A 22,325-nucleotide genomic window follows, 5' to 3' on the forward strand; every position below is an offset into this window, starting at 1 on the left:
GACATGCGCCGCGCGCTAGCCGTCTGGCTGATGCTTGCCGCCGCCGGCGTGGCGGTGTTCCTGCTGTCGTTGGCGATGGGCAGCGTGCCGCTGTCGGGTGCGCAGGTCTGGCAGGCGCTGTCCGGCGGCGCCGACGATACCGCCGGCGCCATCGTGCGTGAGCTGCGGCTGCCGCGCGCGGCAGCGGCGTTCGCGTGCGGTGGCCTGCTGGCGCTGACCGGCGCGCTGATGCAGGTGCTGCTGCGCAATCCGCTGGCCGAGCCCTATGTGCTCGGCGTATCGGGCGGCGCGGCCACCGGTGCGCTCACCGCCATGCTGATGATGTGGCCACTGTGGACGGTGCAGGCCGGCGCGGCCGGCGGCGCGCTGTTCTCGATGGTGCTGGTGGCCACGCTGGCGCGGCGCGACCTGCTGCATCCGCAGGTGCAGGGCGGGCACCATGAGGCCGGCTCGCGCCTGCTGCTGACCGGCGTGATCCTGGCCGCCGGTTGGGGCGCGCTGATTACCCTGATCCTGAGCGTGGCGCCCGAGGCCCGTTTGCGCGGCATGCTGTTCTGGCTGACCGGCGACCTGGGCGGCACCGCCAGCTATGGCCTTGCGCTGGGTGCGCTGGCGCTGGCCGTGCTGCTGGCCATGCCGATGGCGCGCTCGCTCAATGCCATGCTGATGGGCGAGACCGTGGCGCAGGCGCTGGGCGTGCGCGTCGGCGCGGTGCGCATGTCGGTGTTCGTGCTGGCCTCGCTGGCGATCGCGGTGGCCATTACCTCGGCCGGCTCGATCGGCTTTGTCGGGCTGGTGGTGCCGCACCTGGTGCGCCTTGCCTGGGGCAACGACCAACGCTTGATGTTGCCTGCCTCGGCCTTGCTGGGTGGCACGTTGCTGATGGCCGCCGACCTGGTGGCGCGCACGGTGATTGCGCCGGCGCAGTTGCCGGTGGGCGTGATCACAGCGCTGCTGGGCGTGCCGACCTTCCTCTTTCTACTGCTGCGCAGGCCGCGCTGACTCCCATGCCGACCTGGAATGAACCCGTTTCCGCTTGTCCGCCGCTGGTGCTGCAGTCCTTGCAGTTGCGCGCCGGCGCGCGCGCTTTGCTCGATGGCCTGAGCTTGTCCATGCAGGCGGGCGAGCTGTGGTGCATCGTGGGCCCGAACGGCGTCGGCAAGTCCACGCTGATGTCGGTGCTGGCCGGGCTGCGCAAGCCGGACGGCGGCGTGGTGCTGCTGGATGGCCGCGCGCCGCTGGAGACGCCGCCCGCGGCCCTGGCATTGCGCCGCGCCTACCTGCCTCAGGCGGTGCACGACACCTTCTCGATGTCGGTGCGCGACGCCGTGGCGGTGGGCCGTCACCCGCATCTCTCCGGCTGGGGCTGGGCCGGCCGCGAGGACGACGCGGTGGTCGCGGCCGTGATGCGCGAGATGGATCTCGATGCGCTGGCCGGGCGCGACGTGCTGACCCTGTCCGGCGGCGAGCGCCAGCGCGTTTCGCTGGCTGCCACGCTGGCGCAACAGGCGCCGCTGCTGATGCTGGACGAACCCGCCGCCCACCTCGACCTGCGCCACCAGATCATGGTGCTGGAAACCCTGGCCCGGCTGGCGCGCGCCGGCCGTCATGCCATCGTGGTGATCCTGCACGACCTTAACCTGGCGCGGCGCTACGCGACCCATGCCTTGCTGCTGGCCGAAGACGGCCTGTGCCTGCATGGCCCCGCTGCGCAGGTCCTGACCCCCGCGCATTGCTCGCACGCGCTGCGCACGCCCATTGTCAGCGTCAGCGACGGCCGCCATACCGCGCTGATCGCCGACGGGGCGCATTTTCCCGCACCAGACGAAACCCAACATGACTGAACCCAAAGCCTTTGAGACCTCCACGTCGGAAGACGCCGCCCGCGACGAGCGCCACAAGGCGCGCATGCTGCGCAAGAAGGATGTCGTGGATGCCAAGATCGCCGCCGCGCAGGACGAGCGCGGCGTGATCGTCATCACCACCGGCAATGGCAAGGGCAAGTCCAGCTCCGGCTTTGGCATGGTGGTGCGCGCGCTTGGCCACGGCATGCAGGCCGGCGTGGTGCAATTCATCAAGGGCGCCATTCCCAGCGGCGAGGAATTGTTCCTGCGGCGCTTTCCGGAGCAGTGCGCCTTCCATGTGATGGGCGAAGGCTACACCTGGGAAACCCAGGATCGCGCGCGCGACGTGGCCAAGGCCCAGGCCGCGTGGGAGGTGGCGCGCTCGCTGCTGCGCGACCCGTCGATCGGGCTGGTGCTGCTGGACGAGCTCAATATCGCGCTCAAGCTGCACTACCTGGATGTCGACGCCGTCATCGCCGACCTGCGTGCCCGCCCGCCGATGCAGCACGTGGTCATCACTGGCCGCGGCGCACCGCCCGCGCTGATCGAGGCGGCGGATACCGTGACGGACATGACGCCGGTCAAGCATGCCTTCCAGCAAGGCATCAAGGCCCAACGTGGCGTCGAGATGTAAAACGTCTATTCTTGTTCCAGCGAATCCTTTCTCAGTCACACCAAGAAACACCATGCAGTTACCCGCCATCGCCCCGCTCGACACCTCCCTGCGCCCGACCTTGCAAGCCGCCATCGATGCCAAGACCAAGCCGCTCGGCGCGCTCGGCCGGCTCGAGGGGCTGGCATTGCAGATCGGCCTGATTACCGGCAGTGGCGCGCCGGAGCTCAAGCGCCCCGCGGTGATCGTGTTCGCCGGGGACCACGGCGTGGCCGATGCCGGCGTGAGCGCCTATCCGGCCGAGGTCACGGCGCAGATGGTGCTCAACTTCCTGGCCGGGGGCGCGGCCATCAATGTGTTCTCGCGCCTGCACGGGCTGACGCTGGAAGTGGTGGACGCGGGAGTGCGCGCGCCGCTGCCGTCCGTGCCCGGGCTGGTCAACTGTCGCATTGCCGCGGGCACGCGCAATTTTGCCTCTGAGCGCGCCATGAGCGCGGAGCAGGTGCAGGCGGCGCTCACCGCCGGCATGGCGCGCGTGCTGCGCCACGCGCAGCAGGGCAGCAACGTGATTGGCTTTGGCGAGATGGGCATTGCCAATACCTCGTCGGCCGCTTGCCTGGTGAGCCGGCTTACCGATACACCGATTGAAGATTGCATCGGCCGCGGCACTGGCCTGGACGACGCGGGCCTCGCGCGCAAGCGCGCGGTGCTGGCGCAGGCGCTGGCGCTGCACGCGGACGCGGTGGAGCCGCTCGACGTACTGGCCGCCTTCGGCGGCTTCGAGATCGCCATGATGACCGGCGCCTTCCTGGCCGCGGCCGCCAGCCGCATGGTGATCCTGGTCGATGGTTTTATCGCCTCGGCCGCGCTGCTGGTGGCGCAGCGCCTCGCGCCCGAGGTGCTGGAATACTGCGTGTTCTCGCATTGCTCGCACGAGCACGGCCACCGCCGCCTGCTGGACTATTTCGGCGCCGAGCCGCTGCTGGCGCTGGACCTGCGCCTGGGCGAAGGCACCGGCGCCGCGCTGGCCTATCCGCTGGTCGCGTCCGCCGCGGCCTTCCTGCGCGAGATGGCCACCTTCGGCGCGGCTGGCGTCAGCACCGCATCGGCGTAGACTGCGGCACGCTCCCGCTACCTGGCCCAACGCACCTGCCCATGCTCGACGAACTTCGCTACTTCCTGACCGCCGTCGGCTACTTCACGCGGGTGCCGGTGCCGCGCTGGGTCGGCTTTGCGCCGCACTACCTGAATGCGGCGGCGCGTTACTTTCCGCTGGTGGGGTTGCTGGTCGGCGCGCTGGGCGCGTTGGCGAGCTGGGGCGCGCTGCAGTGGTGGCCGCCGGGCGTGGCCTTGCTGCTGGGCATGGCCGTGACGCTGCTGGCCACCGGCGCTTTTCACGAGGACGGCCTGGCCGACTGCGTGGATGCGTTCGGCGGCGGCTACCGGCGCGAGGACGTGCTGCGCATCATGCACGACTCGCGCATTGGCGCATTTGGCGCTATCGCGCTGGTGGTGGCGCTGCTGCTCAAGTGGCAACTGCTGGTGGCGATTGCCGCGCGCAGCGGCATGGTGGCGTTGCTGCTCGTGCTGGTGGCCGCGCATGCGGCCAGCCGCGCCATGGCGGTGAGCTATCTTGCCACGCTGGACTACGTGCGTGCCGAGGGCAAGGCCAAGCCGGTGGCGCAGCGGCTGTCCGGCATCGGGCTGGGTTTCACGCTGCTTTGCGGTGCGTTGCCGCTGCTGCTGGTGTCGCCGCTGTTTGCTGCTGTGGTGATCGTTGCCTTGGTGATGCTGCGCGTTTTGCTGGGGCGCTACTTTGTTCGCCGCATTGGCGGGTACACCGGCGATTGCCTCGGCATGGCGCAGCAGCTGGCCGAGTTACTGATCTATCTGGCGGCGGCGGCATGGACCTGGTCCTGATCCGCCACGCGGCGCCTGAGGTTGCGCAGGGGATCTGCTACGGCGCGCTTGACCTGCCACTGGCCCAGCCTGTTTTGCCCGAGCCTGCGCGCATGCTGCAGGCGCTCGATGGCCTTGCGCCGCAGCGCATTGTCTGCAGCACGATGGCGCGGGCTCGTGCCACGGCTGATTTACTTGCGCGGGATTTCGGCTTGGTGCCGCAAGCCGATGCGCAGTTGCGCGAACTCGATTTTGGCCGTTGGGAAGGCCTCGCATGGGACGCCGTGCCGCGCGCCGAGCTGGATGCGTGGGCTGCGGATCTGCTGCATGCGCGGCCTCATGGGGGTGAGACTGTGGCGCAGGCGATGGCGCGCGTGGCGGCTTGGGCCGACGCCTTGCCGGTGGATGCCCCGGACCGGCTGTGGGTTGTCGCTCATGCTGGCCCGATGCGCATGCTGGCGGCGCACTGGCTTGGGGTGCCGCTGGCTACTACGCTGGGGTGGGATCTTGGTTATGGGGCGAGTTGCCGGTTTACGCTGGGTGGCGGTGTGGCGCGGTTGCGGTGGTGGAATCGGGGGTGAGGTTTTGGGGGTTGGGTTTTGACTGCAACTGCAACGGCTTAACGTCAAGAGCAACTGCAGTTTCACCACCCCTGCGGGGCGGCGACCTACTTTTTTGTCTTGCCAAAAAAGTAGGCAAAAAAGGCGCGCCGGATGGGGCGACTACCCCCTCGGGATTCGGCGAAAAGAGCGGCCGGGACCCAAACTCGCATCGCCTTAAGGCGATACTCAGACATGGGTCCCTCTTTTCCGCTCTTTTCACCGAATCCCGAGGCGCCCCATACGGCCTAGGTGAACCTTGACGGCTCGCTTCGCATCGCGCTTGGGTGTTTCCCGCCCTTCGGGCGCTTTACACGGCTACCACAGTTGGTTGATCTTGGCGCTGGTTGGCTCCCCTCTCCCACTTGTGGGAGAGGGGACGGGGGAGAGGGCGAGCGTTCGTCAAGTACGGGATGTCAGACCTGACCCTTGACCTGTCTCGCTGCTACTGCGCCTGCCGTTTGCGCCGCGCGTTGTCCAGATCCTTGCACACGACTTCCGCGCCTTGGGCGATGCGTGGGCCGGCCCGGTTGACCAGGTCGCCGTCGATGGCGTAGAGGTTGCCACGCGCCACGGCAGTGACCTGTTTCCAGCGTTCCCACATGGCGAAGTCCGGCAGCGGGCGGTCGGAGCGGGTTGCGCCCATGCTGGCGGTCATCATGACTTCCGGGTTGCCGGCTACCACGGATTCCACCGAGACCGTCGGCACCAGCAGCGCTTCGTTGGCGAACAGGTTGCGGCCGCCGCATAGCGCAAGCACATCGCTGATCAGATGCTGGCCGCTGAGCGTCATCAGGGGTTGTTGCCATACCTGGTAGAACACAGTCACCGGCGGACGTGCCGCATAGGTCTGGCGCAGTTTGTCGATCTGCTGGCGGAAACTGGTGGCGGCGTTGTTGGCGGTGGGCTCGGTGCCCAGCAGCACGCCCATTCTCTCGATATTGCTGGGAATGCCTTCGAGCTTGCGCGGCTCGCTGTAGAACAGCGGCAGGCCGAGCGCGCGCAGGCGGTCGGTTTGTTTCTGCGCATTGCCGTGGCGCCACACCACGATCAGGTCGGGCTTGAGCGCGGCGATACGTTCGAGATCCAGCGCCTTGTTGTCGCCGACCCGCGGGATGTCGCGGGCCTGTGGCGGGTAGTCGCTGTAGCTTACGGTGCCGACGATGCGCGAGCCGCCACCGGCGGCGTAGAGCATTTCGGTGACGTGCGGCGCGAGCGAGATCACGCGGCGCGCGGGCTGGTCCAGTGTGACGGTCTGGCCGGCATCGTCGACCACGGATACGGCGGCGCCGGCGTGGCGGCAAAGGCCGCTGCCCAGCAGCGTGGCGAGGACCAGCAGGGCACGGGTAGTGATCGAGGTAGGCGTCATCGGGCGTTAGCTGGATAGGGTGCTTGTGTCGGAGCGCATTGTTGCAAGGGCTTGGGCCAGTGCGGCATCGAGCCGTTGCCATGCTGGCTCCTGCGTTGGTGGCAAACCCAGGCGCAGGCTTGGCAATACGCCAGGGATGCCCGGCGGGGCGTCGAACAGCCGCGCCCACACGCCTTGCCGCGCGAGCGCTTCGTGCAGGCGCGCGGCATCGGCATGCGGCACCCAGCTGAACAAGGGGCGTCCCACGGGCGTCAGGCCGTGCTTGCGCAATAGCGTTGCGAGCCGGATGCCGGCTTGTTGCAAACGGTCGCGCGTGGCGGCCTGCCAGGCACGATCGGCCAGGGCCAGGCGCGCCACCGCACGTGCGGGGCCGGCCACGGTCCAGTGCCCGAGCTGCTCGGCCAGCGCCGCCAGCAACGCGGGCTCGGCCAGTACAAAGCCGCAGCGCACGCCGGCCAGGCCGTAGAACTTGCCCAGCGAGCGCAGCACCACCATGCCGGGGCGATCCGCCAGCGCGGCCAGCGAGCGCTCGGGCGTGCAATCCATGAAGGCTTCGTCGAGCAGCAGCGTGCCGCCACGCGCGGCGAGATCCGCGTGCCATGTCCGCAGCGTGGCTTGCGCGAGCGTGCGCCCGGTCGGGTTGTTCGGGTTCACCACCACGAGGTGATCGAGCTGCGCGGCCAGGTCCGCACGGGCGAAATCCGGCTCAGCGAGCGGCACTACCTCATGCCCTGCGCGTGAGAAGGCGGGTGCGTATTCGCTGTATCCCTGCACCGCCACGCCAACGCGCCCGGGCTTGAGCAGTTGCGGCAGCGTGCGGATGGCGGCCTGCGAGCCGGCCACCGGCAGCGCGCGCGGCGCGCCGTAGGCCTGCGCGGCCAGTTCGGCCAGGCCGTCGTCATCTTGCGGCAGCCGCAGCCACGCGTCGGCGGGCAGGGCTGGCACGGGATAGCCGTCCGGGTTGATGCCAGTGGAAAGATCGAGCCAGTCTTCGACCGGACGGCCATGGCGGCGCGCGGCGGCGAGCAGGTCGCCGCCGTGGCGGATCGGAGTACTCATGCTAAGCCGTAGTGGAGGAGGGCGGCGCTGGCGCTGGAAGCGGCCAGCCACAGCCACAGTGTGCGTTGAACAAGGCGCAGGCAGGCGTGCACATCGGCCGCGCCGGGCGCGTGCCCCACGCCCAGCGGTGGGCGCGCTTCCCATTCGCCGTGATAGCGGGCGGGGCCGCCCAGCGCCACGCCGACGGCGCCGGCGCCGGCCGCCATGACCGGGCCCGCATTGGGGCTGGACCATGCCGGTGCCTGCGCGCGCCAGCAGCGCAGCGCCTGGGCAGTGCGCCCGAGCAGCGCGTACGAGAGCGCGGTCAGGCGGGCGGGCGCCAGGTTGAGCACATCGTCAAGCCGCGCAGCCGCCCAGCCGAAATACAGCAGGCGCGGCGTGCGGTAGCCCCACATCGCATCAAGTGTATTGGCGAGGCGATAGGCGATCACGGCGGGCGCGCCGCCTGCCAGGAACCAGAACAAGGCGCCGAAGATGGCGTCGTTGCCATTCTCCAGCGCCGATTCGCAGGCGGCGCGGGCTAGCGCTTCGGTATCCGCATCGGTGGTGTCGCGCGAGACGATGCGTGCCGTGAGCTGGCGCGCATCGGCGAGATTGCCCTGCGTGAGCGCGGTGGCGATCGGCGCAATATGCTGGGCCAGGCTGCGCGCGCCCAGTGCCGCGTAGAGTGCCAGCGCTTGCAGCAGCCACGCCAGCGCCGCGCTGAACTGCGCGGCGACATGCACCAGCAGGGCGGCCAGCGCGGCCGGCACCAGCACCAGCAGCGCCCAGGCTGCCAGGCCGGTGAGCCGCTGGCGCAGCGGCGCGCCGGCCTGGCTGCGGTTCAGGCGGCGCTCAAGTGCTGCCGCAAGGCGGCCGAAGCCAACCAGCGGATGCCAGCGGCGCGGCTCGCCCAGCCATTGGTCCAGCAAGACGCCGGCTACGGCGGCGGCCACGCAGGCTTGCCAGCTGAATAGGGGAAACGGCCACCAGGAAGACAGCGATGGCAGCGATGGCAGCCACGACATCACGCCGGGTCGGCGCCTTTCACGCTCACAGGGATGCCGGCCACCAGCAGGCGCACGCGGTCCGCGGCGGCGGCCAGCTTCTGGTTCAGGCGGCCCAGCTCGTCGACATAGAAGCGGGTGATGGCGCCCATCGGCACCACGCCGAAGCCGATCTCGTTGGAGACCAGGATCACGTGCCCGGGCAGGGTGGGCAGCGCGGACAGCAGCGCGTCGATTTCCTCGGTGAAGGCGGCCGGTGGCGTTACCAGGCCATGCTCGGGATAACTGCGCGCATCGAGGAACAGCAGGTTGTTGAGCCACAGCGTGACGCAGTCGACCAGGATGCAGCCATCGTGGGTGGCATGGGCATATAGCGCATCCGCCAGATGCAGCGGCGCTTCGACCAGGCCCCACTCGGCCGGGCGCCGCGCGCGGTGCAGCGCGATGCGCACCTCCATCTCTTCGTCGGCGCTGTCCTGGCCGTGGCGTGCGGTAGCGATATAGGTAACGGGGCCGCCGGTGGCAGCGGCATGGTCGGTGGCCATCTGCTCGGCAAAGTGGCTCTTGCCGGAGCGCGCGCCGCCCAGCACCAGCGTGAGCTGGCGCGCGCCCCCCGGGGCGGCAGCGGCGTGCGGCGCGGCTGCAGCCTGGGGCGAGCGTTCACTGGCCGGCGCATGGGTGGATGCGCGCACGGGCTCGGTGGCAGTGGCGGAAGCGTTGGCCGGGGTCATCCGGGTATTGTAGCGGGCGCACCCATGGATCGCACGCCCGCGGTGGCCCGCGCACAGGGCAGCGCCGCGGGGTGCCGATGCGATAATCCCACGATGCAAAAAAATTCCTCCGAAGCCGCTGGCGCGGCATTGCCGGGTGGCTTGCGCGGTACCTTGATGGTGCAGGGCACTACCTCCGACGCGGGCAAGAGCACGCTAGTGGCGGGCCTGTGCCGGGTGCTGGCGCGCGCCGGCGTGCGCGTGGTCCCGTTCAAGCCGCAGAACATGGCGCTCAACAGCGCGGTCACCGCGGACGGTGGCGAGATCGGGCGCGCCCAGGCCTTGCAGGCCGCCGCCGCCGGGCTGGCGCCGCACACCGATATGAACCCGGTGCTGCTCAAGCCGAGCAGCGATACCGGCGCTCAGATCATCATTCATGGCCAGGCGCGGATGGACCTGGACGCGCGGGCCTATCACGCCTACAAGCCGGTGGCGATGCAGGCGGTGCTGGCGTCGCACCAGCGCCTGTCCAGCGCCTACGAGGTGGTGATGGTGGAAGGCGCCGGCAGCCCGGCGGAGATCAACCTGCGCGACCGCGATATCGCCAATATGGGTTTTGCCGAAGCGGTGGACTGCCCGGTGGTACTGGTGGCCGACATCGACCGCGGCGGCGTGTTCGCCCATCTGGTGGGCACGCTCGACTGCCTGTCGGCGTCGGAGCGCGCGCGCATCAAGGGCTTCATCATCAACCGCTTCCGCGGCGATATCGCGCTGCTGCAGCCCGGGCTGGACTGGCTGGAGGCGCGCACCGGCAAGCCCGTGCTGGGCGTGCTGCCCTACCTGCACGGCTTGCACCTGGATGCCGAGGACGCCATCATCGGCGCGCAGGCGGCCAAGCGGGGCGAACTGCTGCGCGTGATCGTGCCGGTGCTGCCGCGCATTTCCAATCACACGGATTTCGATGCGCTGCGCGCGCATCCGCAGGTGGACCTGCGCTTTATCGGCCCCGGCATGCCGATCCCGCCGGCCGACCTGATTGTGCTGCCGGGCAGCAAGAGCGTGCGCGCCGACCTGGCTTTCCTGCGTGCCAATGGCTGGGCGCCAGCCTTGCTGCGGCACCTGCGCTATGGCGGCAAGGTCATCGGCATTTGCGGTGGCATGCAGATGCTGGGCCGGCGCGTGGATGACCCGGCCGGCAACGAGGGCAAGGCCGGCAGCAGCGAGGGCTTTGGCCTGCTCGACTACGACACCGTGCTGGCGCCGCACAAGCAGCTGCGCGTGGTGAGCGGCCGGCTGGCGCTGGCGGGCGCCACCGAGGCCGCCGTGCAAGGCTACGAGATCCACATGGGCGTGACCACCGGCTCCGCGCTGGCGCGCCCGGCGCTATGGCTGGAAGGCGAGCGCCCGGACGGCGCGCAATCGGAGGACGGGCAGGTGCTGGCCTCCTACGTGCACGGCCTGTTCGACCAGCCGCAGGCTTGCGGCGCACTGCTGCGCTGGGCCGGGCTGGCGCGGGCGGAGGGTGTCGACCTGGCCGCGCTGCGCGAGGCCTCGCTGGAGCGCCTGGCCGATACGCTCGTCGCGCACCTGGACATGGATGCCTTGCTGGCGCCGCTGCAGGCGTCATAGCGGATGTCAATGCGGGCGTCAATGTGGGTGTCAAAGCGAGCCCCGCCGCCCGCCGCGCCAACTGCTAAACTCGCAGGCGGGCCCGCTCCGCCAGGGCCCGGCAGCGACCCACGGCAGGGCCAAGGCGGAACCCGGAGCGGCGCGCTCGCCGGCGGCGCTGACATGGAAAGCCATTGCGGAGACAACCATGCCCGTAGTCGTGATCGCCAATCCCAAAGGCGGCGTAGGCAAGACCACACTGGCCACCAACCTGGCGGGCTATTTCGCCAGCGCCGGCCACGCCGTGATGCTGGGCGACACGGACCGGCAGCAATCCTCGCGAGCCTGGCTGGGTTTGCGCCCGGCCTCGGCGCCGGCCATCCGTACCTGGGATATCAGCGCCGACCAGATCGCGCGCCCGCCCAAAGGCACGACCCATGTGGTGCTGGATACCCCGGCCGGCCTGCATGGCTGGCGCTTCAACGATGTGATGAAACTGGCGCACCGCGTGGTGGTGCCGCTGCAACCGTCCCTGTTCGATATCCTCGCCACCCAGGATTTCCTCACCCGGCTCGCCAATGACAAGCGCGTGCGCCAGGGCGAGGTGGAGGTAGGCGTGATCGGCATGCGGGTCGACCTGCGCACCCGCGCGGCCGAGCAGCTGCAGCGCTTTGTCGCGGGGCTGGGGCTGCCGGTGCTGGGCTTTCTGCGCGATACCCAGAACTACGTGCAGCTTGCCGCGCACGGGCTGACGCTGTGGGATGTGGCGCCGTCACGCGTGGCGCGGGACTGGGAGGAGTGGCAGCCGATCATCGGCTGGCTCGAGGAGCCGGCGCTGGCTAGGCGCCCAGCCGCCTGAGCAGGGCATCCACGGACGGCCAGCTCACCCGGCGCACGGCCACCATCAGATCGGCGCCGGGAAACTGGTCGTCGAACGCCTCGCTCTCCACGCCGTCAAGGCGCCGGTAGAACTCGCGCGCCTGGGTGTTGCCGTCCAGCACATAGAGAAAGAGGGGTCGCCCGTGCCAGCCAACGGCGGCGCGCTGCGCGCAATGTGCAAAGAGGCGCTTGCCAAGCCCTAGCCCGTGCCATCCCGGCATCACATGCAGGTTGTCCAGATACACGCCATATTGCGGCTCGGCCTCGGGTTGCAGGCAGGCAAAGCCGGCCGGCGTGCCGTCCACGCGCACGAGCGTGACTTCCACCGGGCCATCTGCGCCATCCACCAGGCGAGCCTGCCAGGCCTGCGCGCGCTGGGCCGGTGCTTCGCGCGCCAGGTAATCCGCCGGCAACAGGCCATGGTAGGCATGCCGCCAGCTCTGCGTGTGCAGGTCGGCAATCAGCGCGGCATCATGCGGGCCGGCAGGTAGCAATTCGATGGAGTGGGTCATCTTCAAGGGAGTCGTCCGGGGCCTGCAACGGGCGTGATCAACATTCTGCCGCAATCCAGGCAAGCTTCGCCACGGCCCTTGCGTCTGTCACGCACCGGCAGGCCCTGCCTGTTAGAATCGCGAATCTTTCGCATTCTCATTATGCCGGCGTGATGCGTTCATCTCACGCCGGCATGGGGTCCGAAAACACAATTCCCACAACCCCAAATCTGCTCCCCGACTCCCATGGTCACCGGCCGCCTGCGCGTTGTTTTCGTCAAGATTCACCTGTATCTCGGCTTGTGGCTGGGCCTGCTCTTCGTCATGCTGGGCTTGACCGGCACCGTCATCGCCTGGCGCGATGAACTGGATGCCTTGCTGAACCCGGCGCTGCTGACGGCATCGGCCGAAGTACCCATGCCGGTAGCGCCGGCCACGGTGCAAGCGGTCGCCGACCGGCTGCAGGCCGACCCGCACTATGGCCGCCCCACCTTGCTGATGCTGCCGTCTGCGCCGCATGAGGTGTTTATCGCGTGGTACCCGCTCAAGGGCACGCCCAACGCCGGGCGCTCGCGCCAGGTGATGGTCGATCCCGTCACATTGGCGGTGAAGGGCGAGCGGGTCTGGGGCGAGCCCGGCCTGTCGCGCCCGTTGCTGCTGCCCACCTTGTTCCAGCTGCACCACTACCTGCTCTCTGGTGAGACGGGCCGGACGATCCTGGGCATCACCGGGATGCTGTTGCTGATTCTGGTGATCGGCGGGGTTGTGCTGTGGTGGCCCAAGCTCAAGCCGCGCGCGGTGCTCAATGCCTTTCGCATCAGCCATGGCGGCTCGTGGTCGCGTTTTAATTATTCACTGCATCGTACGGCTGGCATTTTTGCGGCGCCGGTGCTGGCGACGATGGCGTTTTCTGGCTGGTACCTGGATTTGCCCAAGTGGGTGACGCCGATCGTGGCTGGCGTGATGACGGTGTCGCCGCCCGGTAAGCCGGCATCGGCAACAGCGCCCGCGGGCACGCCGCTGCTAGGCGTGGCGCAGGCCGTGAGCGCGGCTCAGGCGCTTTATCCTGCAGCGCTGGTGACGCGGGTCAGCTTTCCGCGCAAGGCGGGGGATCCGTTCGAGGTGCGGCTGCGGCAGCCGGGTGAAGTCCGCCAGGGCAGCGGGGCTACGCGGCTCTGGCTGGATGCCCATACGGGCAAGCGGCTCGGGGTCCGCGACCCGATGGATGCGCCGGCTGGGGATACCTTTCTTAACTGGATGTACCCGCTGCATACCGGGGAGGCGTTCGGATTGGTGGGGCGGGCGTTTATTTCGGTGTTCGGGGTGGTGCCGCTGATGTTTGCGGTTACCGGGGTGCTGATCTGGTGGAAGCGTAGGCGAGGGCATCGGCGGCATGTGGTGCGGACGATGGAGAGGGCTAAGGGGGGGAAGGCTGAGGTGGTGCGGGAGGAGGCGGTTGAGGTTTGATTGCTGGTTGTCTGAGCCTGCAACTGCAACTGCAACTGCAACTGCAACTGCAAAATCAGATTCAAATTCAATGGCTTAACGTCAAAAGCAACCGCGGTTTCACCACCCCTGCGGGGCGGCGACCTACTTTTTTGTCTTGCCAAAAAGTAGGCAAAAAAGGCGCGCCGGATGGGGCGACTACCCCCTCGGGCTTCGACGAAAAGAGCGGCCGGGACCCAAACTTGCATCGCCCTAAGGCGATACTCAGACATGGGTCCCTCTTTTCCGCTCTTTTCGCCGAATCCCGAGGCGCCCCATACGGCCTAGGTAAACCTTGACGGCTCGCTTCGCATCGCGTTTGGGTGTTCCCCGCCTTGGGGGCGGGGAACACGGCTAAGACGTATGGGCGTGAGGCATTGCCTGGCTCGTCAGATTTCCAGGTTGTCGATCAACCGGGTCGCGCCTAGCTTGGCTGCGGTCAGGATGACCAGCGGTTCGCCGGCTACATATTCTTCGCGGGTGGGGGCTTGCAGGTCCACGCGCTTGCGGATGGATACGTAGTCGGGTTGCCAGCCACGGGCTTGCAGGGCGGCCTTGGCGCTGGCTTCGATGGCGGCGAGGTCCGCGCTGGCGCTGTTGGCGGCCAGGACGGTATCGCGGACTTCGTGCAGTGTCTTGTAGAGCACCGGGGCTTCGGTGCGCTCGTCGGGCGTCAGGTAGCGGTTGCGCGAGGACAGGGCCAGGCCGTCCTCGGCGCGCACGGTTTCGGCGGGGACGATGTCGATCGGCAGCGCGAACTGATGGACCATGCGGCGCACGATCATCAGTTGCTGGTAGTCCTTCTTGCCGAACACGGCAACGCGCGGCTGCGCGCAGGACAGCAGCTTCATCACTACCGTGCACACGCCCTTGAAAAAGCCGGGGCGGAACTCGCCTTCCAGGATGTCGCCCAGGTCGTGCGGCGGCTCCACGCGATATTCCTGCGGCTCCGGGTACATGTCGCGCTCGGTGGGCGCAAACAGCACGTAGACACCTTCCTTTTGCAGCTTCTCGATGTCGTCCTGCAGCGTGCGCGGGTACTTGTCGAAATCCTCATTGGGGCCGAACTGCAGCCGGTTGACGAAGATCGACGCGACCACCGGGTCACCATGCTGGCGCGCCAGGCGCATCAGCGACAGGTGGCCTTCGTGCAGGTTGCCCATGGTCGGCACGAACGCCGCCCGGTTCTGCCCGCGCAACTGGTCCCGCAACTCGTGAATGGAGGAGATGACTTTCATGAAGTTGGTGTGCTGGTCGTGGTAGGAATGCCCCGGCGCGGGGGTGCGCCGGGAGGCCGGTCCGGTGCTCTAGGTGGCGCCGATTGTCGGCGGATTGTAGAACATGTGGCCCGAGGCGGGCGGCGCTATTGGTGCGGCTTAGCTGGGAATGTACGCCAATCGCACATAAATCGGTGCGAAGGGTTCGGCCTGGGTGATCTCGACCAGGGCTTCGCGCGATAGCTCGAGCATCGCGATGAAGTTGACCACCACCACGGGCACGCCCTTGCCCGAACGCACCGCGTCTTCGAAGAGCTCGCTGAACTCCATGAAGCGGGCATGCTGCAGGCGGCGCAGGATGTGGCTCATGTGCTCGCGAACGGACAATTCCTCGCGCGAGATCTTGTGGTGCTGGTTGAGCCTGGCGCGCTTGATCACGTCGGCCCAGGCGGCCTGCAGGTCCACCACTTCCACATCGGGGAAGCGCGGCGCAATGCTCTGCTCGATGTAGACCTGCGAGTGCAGGAAGTCGCGCCCGAGCTGCGGCACCTGGTCGATGCGCATGGCCGCCAGCTTCATCTGCTCGTATTCGAGCAGACGGCGGACCAGTTCGGCGCGCGGATCCTCTTCTTCGTCGTCGCTGTCGGACTTTTTCACCGGCAGCAGCATCCGCGACTTGATCTCGATCAGCATGGCGGCCATCAGCAGGTACTCGGCGGCCAGCTCAAGATTGCTCTTGCGGATCTGCTCGATATACGTGAGGTACTGACGCGTCACTTGCGCCATCGGGATATCGAGGACGTTGAAGTTCTGCTTGCGGATCAGGTAAAGCAACAGATCCAGCGGCCCCTCGAACGCTTCCAGGAAGATTTCCAGCGCATCCGGCGGGATGTACAGGTCCTGCGGCAGCTTGAACAGAGGCTCGCCGTACAGGCGCGCGAACGCCATGCCGTCGACGGCGGCCGGCGTGGAATCCTGCTCGGGCGTCACGCTCGGCAGCTCGATCGCCGGCTTCAGCTTGTCCTGCTCGCTCTGGTTCATCTAGGGGCGGGCGCTCGGAGGTGGGGCGGTGTGGCGGGTAAGGGCTTTAGTCCAGCGAGTAGACGTATGGCTTTTGCGCCACGCGCGAGGCGTCGGCACGGGCACGTTCTTCGAGGTTGATCGGGCTCTTGTCCCACAGCAGGGCGCGGCCCTGGCGTTGTTCCGCTTCCAGGGAAGGGCGCTCGTCCTTGAGCGACTTCAGGAACTGGGTGATATCCGATTCGTAGGCAGCCATGGCGGGAAACAGGGTGAAATTAACAAACAGCGAGGATTTTACCGTATCGGCGGGCCTGGCAACGGGATTGCGCGCGATTCTGCCGTTTTCATCCCGTGCCTAGCCTTCGGCGACGGTTGTGGCGACGGCTGTGGTGACAGTCGCGCCGGTCTTTTTGGCGGCGCCGCACAGGCCGGCCGCGCGGGTGTGGTCAAATATCGACTTTGCGCGACGTGCATCAATCGATGAGGATGGACCCAGGGACCCCGTGCACCATGCCCGCCGGCCTTGCCGCCCCTGCCGGCGGACTGCCGGTGGCGCCGGCCGTGCTGCGCCGCCTGATGCACCCGCTGCTGGCGGCCCTGATGCTATCCGCGTGGCCCGCTGCCGCCGCCTATAAAGTCGAGGTAGACGCGCCCAAGCCGATCAAGGAAATCCTGCAGGACCACCTGGACCTGTCGCGCTACCGCACCCGCGACGATATCTCGCCCGACCAGTTCAACTACATGGTCGAGACGGTGGGCGAGCAGGTCCGCCAGTTCACTTCCACCGAGGGTTATTTCGATCCGCAGACCACCACCAAGGTGGACGGCAGCGGCGACGAGCGGACCGTGCACATCACGGTGGAACTGGGCGCGCGCACGGTGATTCGCGCCGTTGACGTGAATGTGACCGGCCCGGCCGCCAGCCAGTCGCCGGAGCGGATCGCCGAAATCAGGGCCAAGTGGGGCCTGCCGGTAGCCGCGCCGTTTCGCCAGGCGGACTGGGACAAGGCCAAGGAAGATGCGCTGGTGGCGCTGCAGAGCAATACCTACTATGGCGCCCGCCTGACCGGCTCGCAAGCCCGCATCGAGCCGGACGAGCACGCGGCGGACCTGAGCGCGCACTTTGCCAGCGGCCCGGCCTACAGCATGGGGCCGTTGAAGATCAGCGGGCTGCGGCGCTATCCCGAGCAGATCATCCGCAACGTCAATCCGCTGTACGAGGGTGAGCCGTACCGCGTGGAGCGCTTGCTGGAGTTCCAGCGCGCGATCCAGAACCAGCCGTACTTCTCCAATGTGCAGATCGACCTTGGCGAGCAGGAATCGACGGAGGACGGCAAGATTGTCGACACCAATCCGGACCGGGTCGCCGAGCCCAAGGCCGACATGCGCGCCGACAAGGTCACCGTGCCGGTGTACGTCCGGGTGCGGGAGTATCCCGTCAATCGGCTGTCATCCGGCGTGGGCTATACCACCGATACCGGCGCCCAGGTCGAAGGCCGGTATTCGTACTACAACCTGTTCAACCGCGCCTGGCTGTTCGACTCGCAAGCGCGCATCGAACAAAAGCGCCAGTACGCGTTCGGCGAGATCGCGATGCCGCCGGACAGCAGGACGTACCGCAACAGTGCCTACGCCAGCTACGAACGCACCATCGACCTCGAAAGCACCGACCTGACCAGCCTGCGCACCGGCCTGAAACGGTCCCGCTCCCGCGAGAAGTACGACACCACCATCTCGCTCGACTATTACTACGACAACCTGCAGCCCTTCGGCGAGGCGAACCAGCTGAGCCGGGCGCTGGTGCCTGCCTTTGCCTGGACGCGGCGCGACGTGGACAACCCGGTGTTCCCGCGCCGCGGCAACGTGATCAACACGCAGGTGGGGGTGGCCGCCAAGCACATGCTGAGCGACGAAACCTTCTTCCGCCTGTACGGGCGTATCCGCCAGTACGTGCCCGTGGGCAAGCGCGACCTGGTGGTGGCCAGGCTGGAGCTCGGCGCGGATATCACCAACGGCGACGTCACCAAGATCCCCGCCTCGCTGCGTTTCCGGGCGGGCGGCACGGATTCGATCCGGGGCTACGGCTACCAGTCGATCGGTACCCGCAACGGCGCCAGCGTGCTGCCGGCCAAGTACCTCGGCACGGCGGGCCTGGAATACCAGTACTGGTTCCTGCATGACTGGGGCGCCGCGATCTTCTGGGACGTGGGCACCGCCACCGACAACCTGACGGGCGTCAAGCTCTACAACGGCGTGGGCATCGGCGCGCGCTGGCGCAGCCCGGTGGGGCCGGTGCAGCTCGACGTGGGCTACGGCATCCAGGCAAAGCAGTTCCGCCCGCATATCTCGCTGGGAGTCGCGTTCTGATGATTGTTCTGACGATGACGATGACGATGCGGCCCCGCCGCCAGCACGGCGGCCTCCATGAACGCAGTTGCAGGGTATTTGCCACATGAGCATTCCCGACATGCCTCCCGTTCCCGCCTCCGGCGATGTTCCGCCCGGGCCGGCACGGCCGCGGCGCACGCGCCTCGGGCGCTGGCTGGCGTGGTGCGTCGTGGTGCTGTTGCTGCTGGTGCTGGCGGGGCTTGCGGCGGTGGTGCAGGCCTTGCGTACGGAGGCCGGCACGCGCCAGCTGTGGTCGCTGGCCACGCGCCTGTCCTCAGGCGCGTTGTCTGGCAAGCTCGAAGGCGGCACGGTGGCGCATGGCCTGCGGTTGCGCGATGTGGTGTTTGCCAGTGGCGAGACACGGGTGACGATTGACCGTGTCGACGGCAGTTGGGCGCTTGGCTGGTCGCCGACCCGCTTGCATGTCAGCGCGCTGCGCGTGGGCGCCGTCACGCTGCGCTTGCCGCCGTCGCAGCCTGACAGCGCGCCCGCCTCCTTGCCCAAATCGCTCGACCTGCCGTTGGCGGTGGACGTGGATACGCTCACGCTGGACCGCCTGACCTTGCTGCAAGGGCCGCCGGCCACGCCCAGCGAGATGGTGTTTAGCGACCTGGCGGGCTCACTGCATTCCGACGGGCGACGCCACCGCATCAGCGTGGAACGGCTGGTCACGCCGTACGGCAAGCTGGCCGCCAATGCGCAGATCGCCGGCCAGGCGCCGTTTGCGCTGAACGGCGCCGCGCTGCTGGAGGGCAGCTGGCAGAAGGAATCCTTTAGCATCAGCGCCAATGTGCGCGGCTCGCTTGCCGCCCTGCATGCGCAAGCCGAGGCCAGCGGCGATCGCCTGCGCGGCCGTGCCGAGGCGGACCTGACGCCGTTTGGCAAGGTGCCGTTTACCCATGTGCTGGTCAATGGCGAACACATCAACCCGCGCCTGTTCAGCCCGTCGGCGCCGCGCGCCAATCTCTCCGTGCAGGCCGAGTTGCGCCCGGTGGATGGCGCCGCCACGCCGGCCTCCGCTCCCGCTGCCAAGCCTGGCAGCGCCCACGACAACGCGTCCCTGCGCGTGGCGGGCGACGTGCGCATCGTCAACCACGAGGCCGGCAAGCTCGACGCCGAGCGCCTGCCGGTGGAATCGGTGCAAGCGCATATCGAGGTCGGCGAGGCGGCGCAGATGGTGCGCGACCTGCACGTGGCGCTGGCCGGCGGCGGCGAGATCAGCGGCGGCGGTGCGCTGCACGATGGCCGCGGCGGCTTCGACATCGACGTGCGCGACCTCGACCCGCAGGCCCTCTATGGCAGCCTGAAGCGCGTGCGCCTGTCCGGGCCGGTGAGCTTGCGGATGGAGCCCGGCCGCCAGAGCGTGGCGCTGGACCTGGCCGGCGGCGAGTACAAGCTCTTTGCCGATGCGCATCTGGATGGCGAGGCGGTGACGCTGACCTCGCTGCGCGCCGGCATCGGCGCGGGCACGCTCAACGCCGATGGCAAGCTGTCGCTGAAGGACACGCAGCCCTTCAGTTTCAAGGGCAAGCTGATCAATTTCGACCCGGCCCGCGTGGCCGAGGTGGCGCCCGGCCGCATCAATGCGGACTTCACCGCCAGCGGCACGCTAGCGCCGGAGCACCGCGTGGCGCTGGACTTCGCGGTGCGCGACAGCGTCTATGCGGGGCTGCCGATGCGTGGCGAGGGCAAGCTGCGCCTGGCCGGCGAGCGCTTGCTGCCGAGCCAGGCCACGCTGGAGATGGCAGGCAACCAGGCCCAGATCAACGGCAGCTTTGGCGCGCGCGGCGACCGCCTGAAAGTGCATGTGGACGCGCCGCAGCTCGAGCGGCTCAAGTTCGGCGTGGCCGGTGTGCTAAAGCTCGACGCGGACATCACCGGCACGCTGGCGCGGCCCGAGATCGTGGCCAGCTATGCCGCGCTGTCGCTGGTGGTGGGCCCGCACCACGTAGCCAGCGCCAGCGGCAGCGCCGAGTTGCGCGGGGGGCTGAACGGCACGCTCGCGCTGAAACTGAACGCCCGCGACTATCGCGGCCCGGTCGCCACGCTGCGCACGCTCGATGCCTCGCTCAGCGGCACCCAGGCCAGCCACGCCTTCGACCTGAAGGTGGCCGGCGCGCTGCACGACAAGCCGATGCAACTCGCCTTGTCGGGGCAGGGCGCCTGGCAGGGGGCGGCCGGCTGGAAGGGCACCATCCGCACGCTCGAGGAGCGCGGCACGGCCAACGTGCGGCTGATCGCGCCGACGCAGCTGCAGGTGGCGGACCAGCGCGTGCATCTCGGCGCGGCCAGCCTGCAGTTCGAGCGCGCCCGCGTGACCGTGGACAGCTTCGATTTCGACCACGGCCGCATCCGCACCCAGGGCAACCTCGATGGCCTGCAGGTGGCCAACGTGCTGCGCCTGGCCGAGGCCTTGACCGGCGAAGCGCCGCCGGTGCGCTCGGACCTGGTGCTGGACGGCCGCTGGAATATCACGCTGGCCGAGTCTGCCTCCGGCTTTGCCGAGCTGCGCCGGCGCAGCGGCGACGTCTCGGTGAGCGCCGGGCGGGGCTACACCGCGCTGGGCCTGGGCGAAACCGCGCTGCGCGCCGAGTTTGCCGGCAGCCGCGTCAACCTGAAAGGCGGCATCGAGGCCGCACGGGTCGGCAAGGTAGTGGTAGACGCGTCCGCCGGGCTGATCCAGGAGCAGGGCCTGATGACGGTGACGCCGGCTTCCACGCTGGCGGGCAAGGTCTCGCTGGATGTGCCGAAGATCAAGTCGCTGGAGGCGCTGAGCGGCCCGCAGTATGCGTTCGATGGCAAGCTGGCGGCGGTCCTGCAACTGGCGGGCAGCGTCGGGCAGCCCCTGGTTACCGGCAATATCGACGGCACCGGCATCGCCATCACGCTCTACGACCTGGGTATCCAGCTGACCGATGGCATCGTACACGTGGCGCTCGACCAGAACACCATCGAGCTCAAGCAGGTGGAGTTCCGCGGCGGCGACGGCAAGATCGTGGCCACCGGCAACGTGAAGCTGGGCGACACCGATCCCAACCTGACGGGCAAGATCGTGGCCGACAAGCTCCAGCTCTTTGCCAGCCCCGAGCGCACGCTGATCATTTCCGGCGATGCCAGCATCGCCAACGAGAACCGCCAGATCGTGATCCGCGGCAAGTTCCGCGTGGATCGCGGCTTGTTCGACCTGCCCAAGGCCGGCGCTCCGGAGCTGGGCGACGACGTAGTGGTGGTGCGCCGCCGCGACCAGCGCGAGATCAAGACCGCCGCCACGCCGGTGCCGGAGGCCAAGCCGGCCAGCCGCTTCAGCCCGCTGATCGACCTCACGCTCGACCTTGGCGACAATTTCCGCTTCCGCGGGGCCGGCGCGGACCTGCGCCTGGGCGGGCAGCTTGGCGTGCGCAGCGCCCCGCTGACGCCGCTGCGCGCCACCGGCACCATCCGCGTGACCGACGGCACCTATGAAGCGTTCGGGCGCAAGCTCAACATCGAGCGCGGCATCGTCAATTTCAACGGGCCGGTGGACAATCCCAACCTCAATATCCGCGCCATGCGCCGCAACCAGGAAGTGGAGGCGGGGGTGGAGGTGACCGGCACGGTACGCCTGCCGCGCGTCAAGCTGGTGTCCGAGCCGAATGTGCCGGAGGAGGATAAGCTGTCATGGCTGATGTTCGGCTACGGCGCGGAAGGCGCCGCGGCCGGACAGCAGCAGCAACTGAGTGCGGGGGCCCTGGGTGGTGCCGCGCTGGGCATGCTGGGCGGGCGCGCGGGCAAGGGGATCGTGCAGCATCTGGGCATCGACGAGTTTTCGATCGGGCCCAGCACGGCCGGCCTCAACGACCAGCAGGTGGTCAGCGTGGGCAAGGCCGTGACCGAGAAGATCTCGGTGGGCTATGAGCAGAGCCTGACCAGCGCCAGCAACGTGGTCAAGATGACCTGGGCATTCTCGCGGCGCTGGTCGCTGATTGCCAAGGGCGGCTCGATCAACGGGCTCTCTGTGCTGTTTAACCGCCGCTTCGACAGTTGGGGCAATTTGTTCACGGGCGCGTCCAACCGCGCCGGAACCGCGAGGAGCCAGACCGATGCCAGCCAGGATGCCGATAGCAATGCAACGGACGCAGCCGCGCCCGCGCAGCCCTGAGACACGCACCATGATCTGCG

At 68.3% G+C, this 22,325-nt stretch carries 19 protein-coding genes; 11 read left to right on the top strand and 8 right to left on the bottom strand.

Translation table 11 applies throughout. The annotated features are described in order from the left end of the window. Positions 1 to 3 precede the first annotated feature (3 nt). The 6 genes from AB4061_RS10005 to cobC are packed head-to-tail and all read left to right on the top strand — an operon-like array spanning position 4 to position 4,937. Positions 4 to 1,002 carry a FecCD family ABC transporter permease gene (locus AB4061_RS10005; protein ID WP_441633258.1) on the top strand — a complete coding sequence of 333 codons (999 nt, stop codon included), beginning with the start codon at positions 4 to 6 and terminating at the stop codon, positions 1,000 to 1,002. A 5-nt stretch (positions 1,003 to 1,007) separates the two neighbouring features. Next, complete coding sequence (locus AB4061_RS10010; protein WP_441633260.1) at positions 1,008 to 1,844, top strand: ABC transporter ATP-binding protein; 837 nt, start codon at positions 1,008 to 1,010, stop codon at positions 1,842 to 1,844. After that, complete coding sequence (cobO, locus tag AB4061_RS10015) at positions 1,837 to 2,478, top strand: cob(I)yrinic acid a,c-diamide adenosyltransferase (protein ID WP_441633262.1); 642 nt, start codon at positions 1,837 to 1,839, stop codon at positions 2,476 to 2,478. Before AB4061_RS10010 ends, cobO begins: the two co-directional genes overlap by 8 nt. 52 nt (positions 2,479 to 2,530) lie before the next feature. After that, positions 2,531 to 3,571, top strand: a complete 1,041-nt coding sequence (cobT, locus tag AB4061_RS10020) for a nicotinate-nucleotide--dimethylbenzimidazole phosphoribosyltransferase (RefSeq protein ID WP_441633264.1) — start codon at positions 2,531 to 2,533, stop codon at positions 3,569 to 3,571. Between the two features lie 41 nt (positions 3,572 to 3,612). After that, positions 3,613 to 4,377 (top strand): adenosylcobinamide-GDP ribazoletransferase, encoded by a 765-nt coding sequence (locus AB4061_RS10025; protein ID WP_441633266.1) that lies wholly within the window; start codon positions 3,613 to 3,615, stop codon positions 4,375 to 4,377. Then, on the top strand, positions 4,362 to 4,937 hold the full coding sequence (gene cobC, locus AB4061_RS10030; RefSeq protein ID WP_441633268.1) for an alpha-ribazole phosphatase: 576 nt from the start codon (positions 4,362 to 4,364) through the stop codon (positions 4,935 to 4,937). The genes AB4061_RS10025 and cobC overlap by 16 nt, the downstream gene beginning before the upstream one ends. Before the next feature lie 463 nt (positions 4,938 to 5,400). Here cobC and AB4061_RS10035 read toward each other — a convergent pair whose 3' ends face one another. From AB4061_RS10035 to cobU, 4 genes are read right to left on the bottom strand one after another with little or no spacing between them, the layout of a single operon-like run. Beyond that, complete coding sequence (locus tag AB4061_RS10035; protein WP_441633270.1) at positions 5,401 to 6,324, bottom strand: cobalamin-binding protein; 924 nt, start codon at positions 6,322 to 6,324, stop codon at positions 5,401 to 5,403. Between the two features lie 6 nt (positions 6,325 to 6,330). Continuing rightward, positions 6,331 to 7,383: a threonine-phosphate decarboxylase CobD gene (gene cobD / locus AB4061_RS10040; RefSeq protein ID WP_441633272.1), complete on the bottom strand. Its 1,053-nt coding sequence runs from the start codon at positions 7,381 to 7,383 to the stop codon at positions 6,331 to 6,333. Further along, positions 7,380 to 8,390 carry an adenosylcobinamide-phosphate synthase CbiB gene (gene cbiB / locus AB4061_RS10045; protein ID WP_441633274.1) on the bottom strand — a complete coding sequence of 337 codons (1,011 nt, stop codon included), beginning with the start codon at positions 8,388 to 8,390 and terminating at the stop codon, positions 7,380 to 7,382. Before cbiB ends, cobD begins: the two co-directional genes overlap by 4 nt. Beyond that, positions 8,390 to 9,100 (bottom strand): bifunctional adenosylcobinamide kinase/adenosylcobinamide-phosphate guanylyltransferase, encoded by a 711-nt coding sequence (gene cobU, locus AB4061_RS10050; protein ID WP_441633276.1) that lies wholly within the window; start codon positions 9,098 to 9,100, stop codon positions 8,390 to 8,392. The genes cbiB and cobU overlap by 1 nt, the downstream gene beginning before the upstream one ends. Before the next feature lie 156 nt (positions 9,101 to 9,256). Between cobU and AB4061_RS10055 the strand changes: the two genes are divergently transcribed. Beyond that, the gene (locus tag AB4061_RS10055) at positions 9,257 to 10,708 is read left to right on the top strand and encodes a cobyric acid synthase (protein WP_441633472.1); all 1,452 of its coding nucleotides are present in this window, start codon (positions 9,257 to 9,259) and stop codon (positions 10,706 to 10,708) included. A gap of 187 nt (positions 10,709 to 10,895) precedes the next feature. Then, positions 10,896 to 11,546, top strand: coding sequence for a nucleotide-binding protein (locus tag AB4061_RS10060; protein WP_441633278.1), 651 nt, complete (start codon positions 10,896 to 10,898; stop codon positions 11,544 to 11,546). Here the strand turns inward: AB4061_RS10060 and AB4061_RS10065 are convergent. Further along, the gene (locus AB4061_RS10065; RefSeq protein WP_441633280.1) at positions 11,527 to 12,078 is read right to left on the bottom strand and encodes a GNAT family N-acetyltransferase; all 552 of its coding nucleotides are present in this window, start codon (positions 12,076 to 12,078) and stop codon (positions 11,527 to 11,529) included. The genes AB4061_RS10060 and AB4061_RS10065 overlap by 20 nt on opposite strands. 225 nt (positions 12,079 to 12,303) lie before the next feature. On the opposite strand from AB4061_RS10065, the gene AB4061_RS10070 reads away from it, so the two are divergent. Next, positions 12,304 to 13,524 carry a PepSY-associated TM helix domain-containing protein gene (locus AB4061_RS10070; protein WP_441633282.1) on the top strand — a complete coding sequence of 407 codons (1,221 nt, stop codon included), beginning with the start codon at positions 12,304 to 12,306 and terminating at the stop codon, positions 13,522 to 13,524. A 407-nt stretch (positions 13,525 to 13,931) separates the two neighbouring features. Here AB4061_RS10070 and panC read toward each other — a convergent pair whose 3' ends face one another. The 3 genes from panC to AB4061_RS10085 form a co-directional block, all read right to left on the bottom strand. Next, positions 13,932 to 14,780: a pantoate--beta-alanine ligase gene (panC, locus tag AB4061_RS10075; protein WP_043348819.1), complete on the bottom strand. Its 849-nt coding sequence runs from the start codon at positions 14,778 to 14,780 to the stop codon at positions 13,932 to 13,934. Positions 14,781 to 14,918: 138 nt separating this feature from the next. After that, on the bottom strand, positions 14,919 to 15,800 hold the full coding sequence (locus AB4061_RS10080; protein ID WP_174422669.1) for a segregation and condensation protein A: 882 nt from the start codon (positions 15,798 to 15,800) through the stop codon (positions 14,919 to 14,921). 46 nt (positions 15,801 to 15,846) lie between these two features. Then, a complete protein-coding gene (locus AB4061_RS10085) occupies positions 15,847 to 16,035 on the bottom strand; it encodes a DUF3460 family protein (RefSeq protein WP_006160566.1) in 189 nt (62 codons plus the stop codon). A 254-nt stretch (positions 16,036 to 16,289) separates the two neighbouring features. On the opposite strand from AB4061_RS10085, the gene AB4061_RS10090 reads away from it, so the two are divergent. Then, a complete protein-coding gene (locus tag AB4061_RS10090; RefSeq protein WP_441633285.1) occupies positions 16,290 to 18,146 on the top strand; it encodes an autotransporter assembly complex protein TamA in 1,857 nt (618 codons plus the stop codon). 85 nt (positions 18,147 to 18,231) lie between these two features. Continuing rightward, positions 18,232 to 22,305, top strand: a complete 4,074-nt coding sequence (locus AB4061_RS10095) for a translocation/assembly module TamB domain-containing protein (RefSeq protein WP_441633287.1) — start codon at positions 18,232 to 18,234, stop codon at positions 22,303 to 22,305. Positions 22,306 to 22,325: the final 20 nt, after the last annotated feature.

The sequence above is a fragment of the Cupriavidus sp. YAF13 genome (assembly GCF_052113425.1).
Lineage (GTDB): Bacteria > Pseudomonadota > Gammaproteobacteria > Burkholderiales > Burkholderiaceae > Cupriavidus.

Excerpts from the sequence above, each read along its gene's own strand:
- AB4061_RS10005 (WP_441633258.1), top strand. The coding sequence starts at position 4 with ATGCGCCGCGCGCTAGCCGTCTGGCTGATGCTTGCCGCCGCCGGCGTG.
- AB4061_RS10010 (WP_441633260.1), top strand. The coding sequence starts at position 1,008 with ATGCCGACCTGGAATGAACCCGTTTCCGCTTGTCCGCCGCTGGTGCTG.
- cobO (WP_441633262.1), top strand. The coding sequence starts at position 1,837 with ATGACTGAACCCAAAGCCTTTGAGACCTCCACGTCGGAAGACGCCGCC.
- cobT (WP_441633264.1), top strand. The coding sequence starts at position 2,531 with ATGCAGTTACCCGCCATCGCCCCGCTCGACACCTCCCTGCGCCCGACC.
- AB4061_RS10025 (WP_441633266.1), top strand. The coding sequence starts at position 3,613 with ATGCTCGACGAACTTCGCTACTTCCTGACCGCCGTCGGCTACTTCACG.
- cobC (WP_441633268.1), top strand. The coding sequence starts at position 4,362 with ATGGACCTGGTCCTGATCCGCCACGCGGCGCCTGAGGTTGCGCAGGGG.
- AB4061_RS10035 (WP_441633270.1), bottom strand. The coding sequence starts at position 6,324 with ATGACGCCTACCTCGATCACTACCCGTGCCCTGCTGGTCCTCGCCACG.
- cobD (WP_441633272.1), bottom strand. The coding sequence starts at position 7,383 with ATGAGTACTCCGATCCGCCACGGCGGCGACCTGCTCGCCGCCGCGCGC.
- cbiB (WP_441633274.1), bottom strand. The coding sequence starts at position 8,390 with ATGTCGTGGCTGCCATCGCTGCCATCGCTGTCTTCCTGGTGGCCGTTT.
- cobU (WP_441633276.1), bottom strand. The coding sequence starts at position 9,100 with ATGACCCCGGCCAACGCTTCCGCCACTGCCACCGAGCCCGTGCGCGCA.
- AB4061_RS10055 (WP_441633472.1), top strand. The coding sequence starts at position 9,257 with ATGGTGCAGGGCACTACCTCCGACGCGGGCAAGAGCACGCTAGTGGCG.
- AB4061_RS10060 (WP_441633278.1), top strand. The coding sequence starts at position 10,896 with ATGCCCGTAGTCGTGATCGCCAATCCCAAAGGCGGCGTAGGCAAGACC.
- AB4061_RS10065 (WP_441633280.1), bottom strand. The coding sequence starts at position 12,078 with ATGACCCACTCCATCGAATTGCTACCTGCCGGCCCGCATGATGCCGCG.
- AB4061_RS10070 (WP_441633282.1), top strand. The coding sequence starts at position 12,304 with ATGGTCACCGGCCGCCTGCGCGTTGTTTTCGTCAAGATTCACCTGTAT.
- panC (WP_043348819.1), bottom strand. The coding sequence starts at position 14,780 with ATGAAAGTCATCTCCTCCATTCACGAGTTGCGGGACCAGTTGCGCGGG.
- AB4061_RS10080 (WP_174422669.1), bottom strand. The coding sequence starts at position 15,800 with ATGAACCAGAGCGAGCAGGACAAGCTGAAGCCGGCGATCGAGCTGCCG.
- AB4061_RS10085 (WP_006160566.1), bottom strand. The coding sequence starts at position 16,035 with ATGGCTGCCTACGAATCGGATATCACCCAGTTCCTGAAGTCGCTCAAG.
- AB4061_RS10090 (WP_441633285.1), top strand. The coding sequence starts at position 16,290 with ATGCCCGCCGGCCTTGCCGCCCCTGCCGGCGGACTGCCGGTGGCGCCG.
- AB4061_RS10095 (WP_441633287.1), top strand. The coding sequence starts at position 18,232 with ATGAGCATTCCCGACATGCCTCCCGTTCCCGCCTCCGGCGATGTTCCG.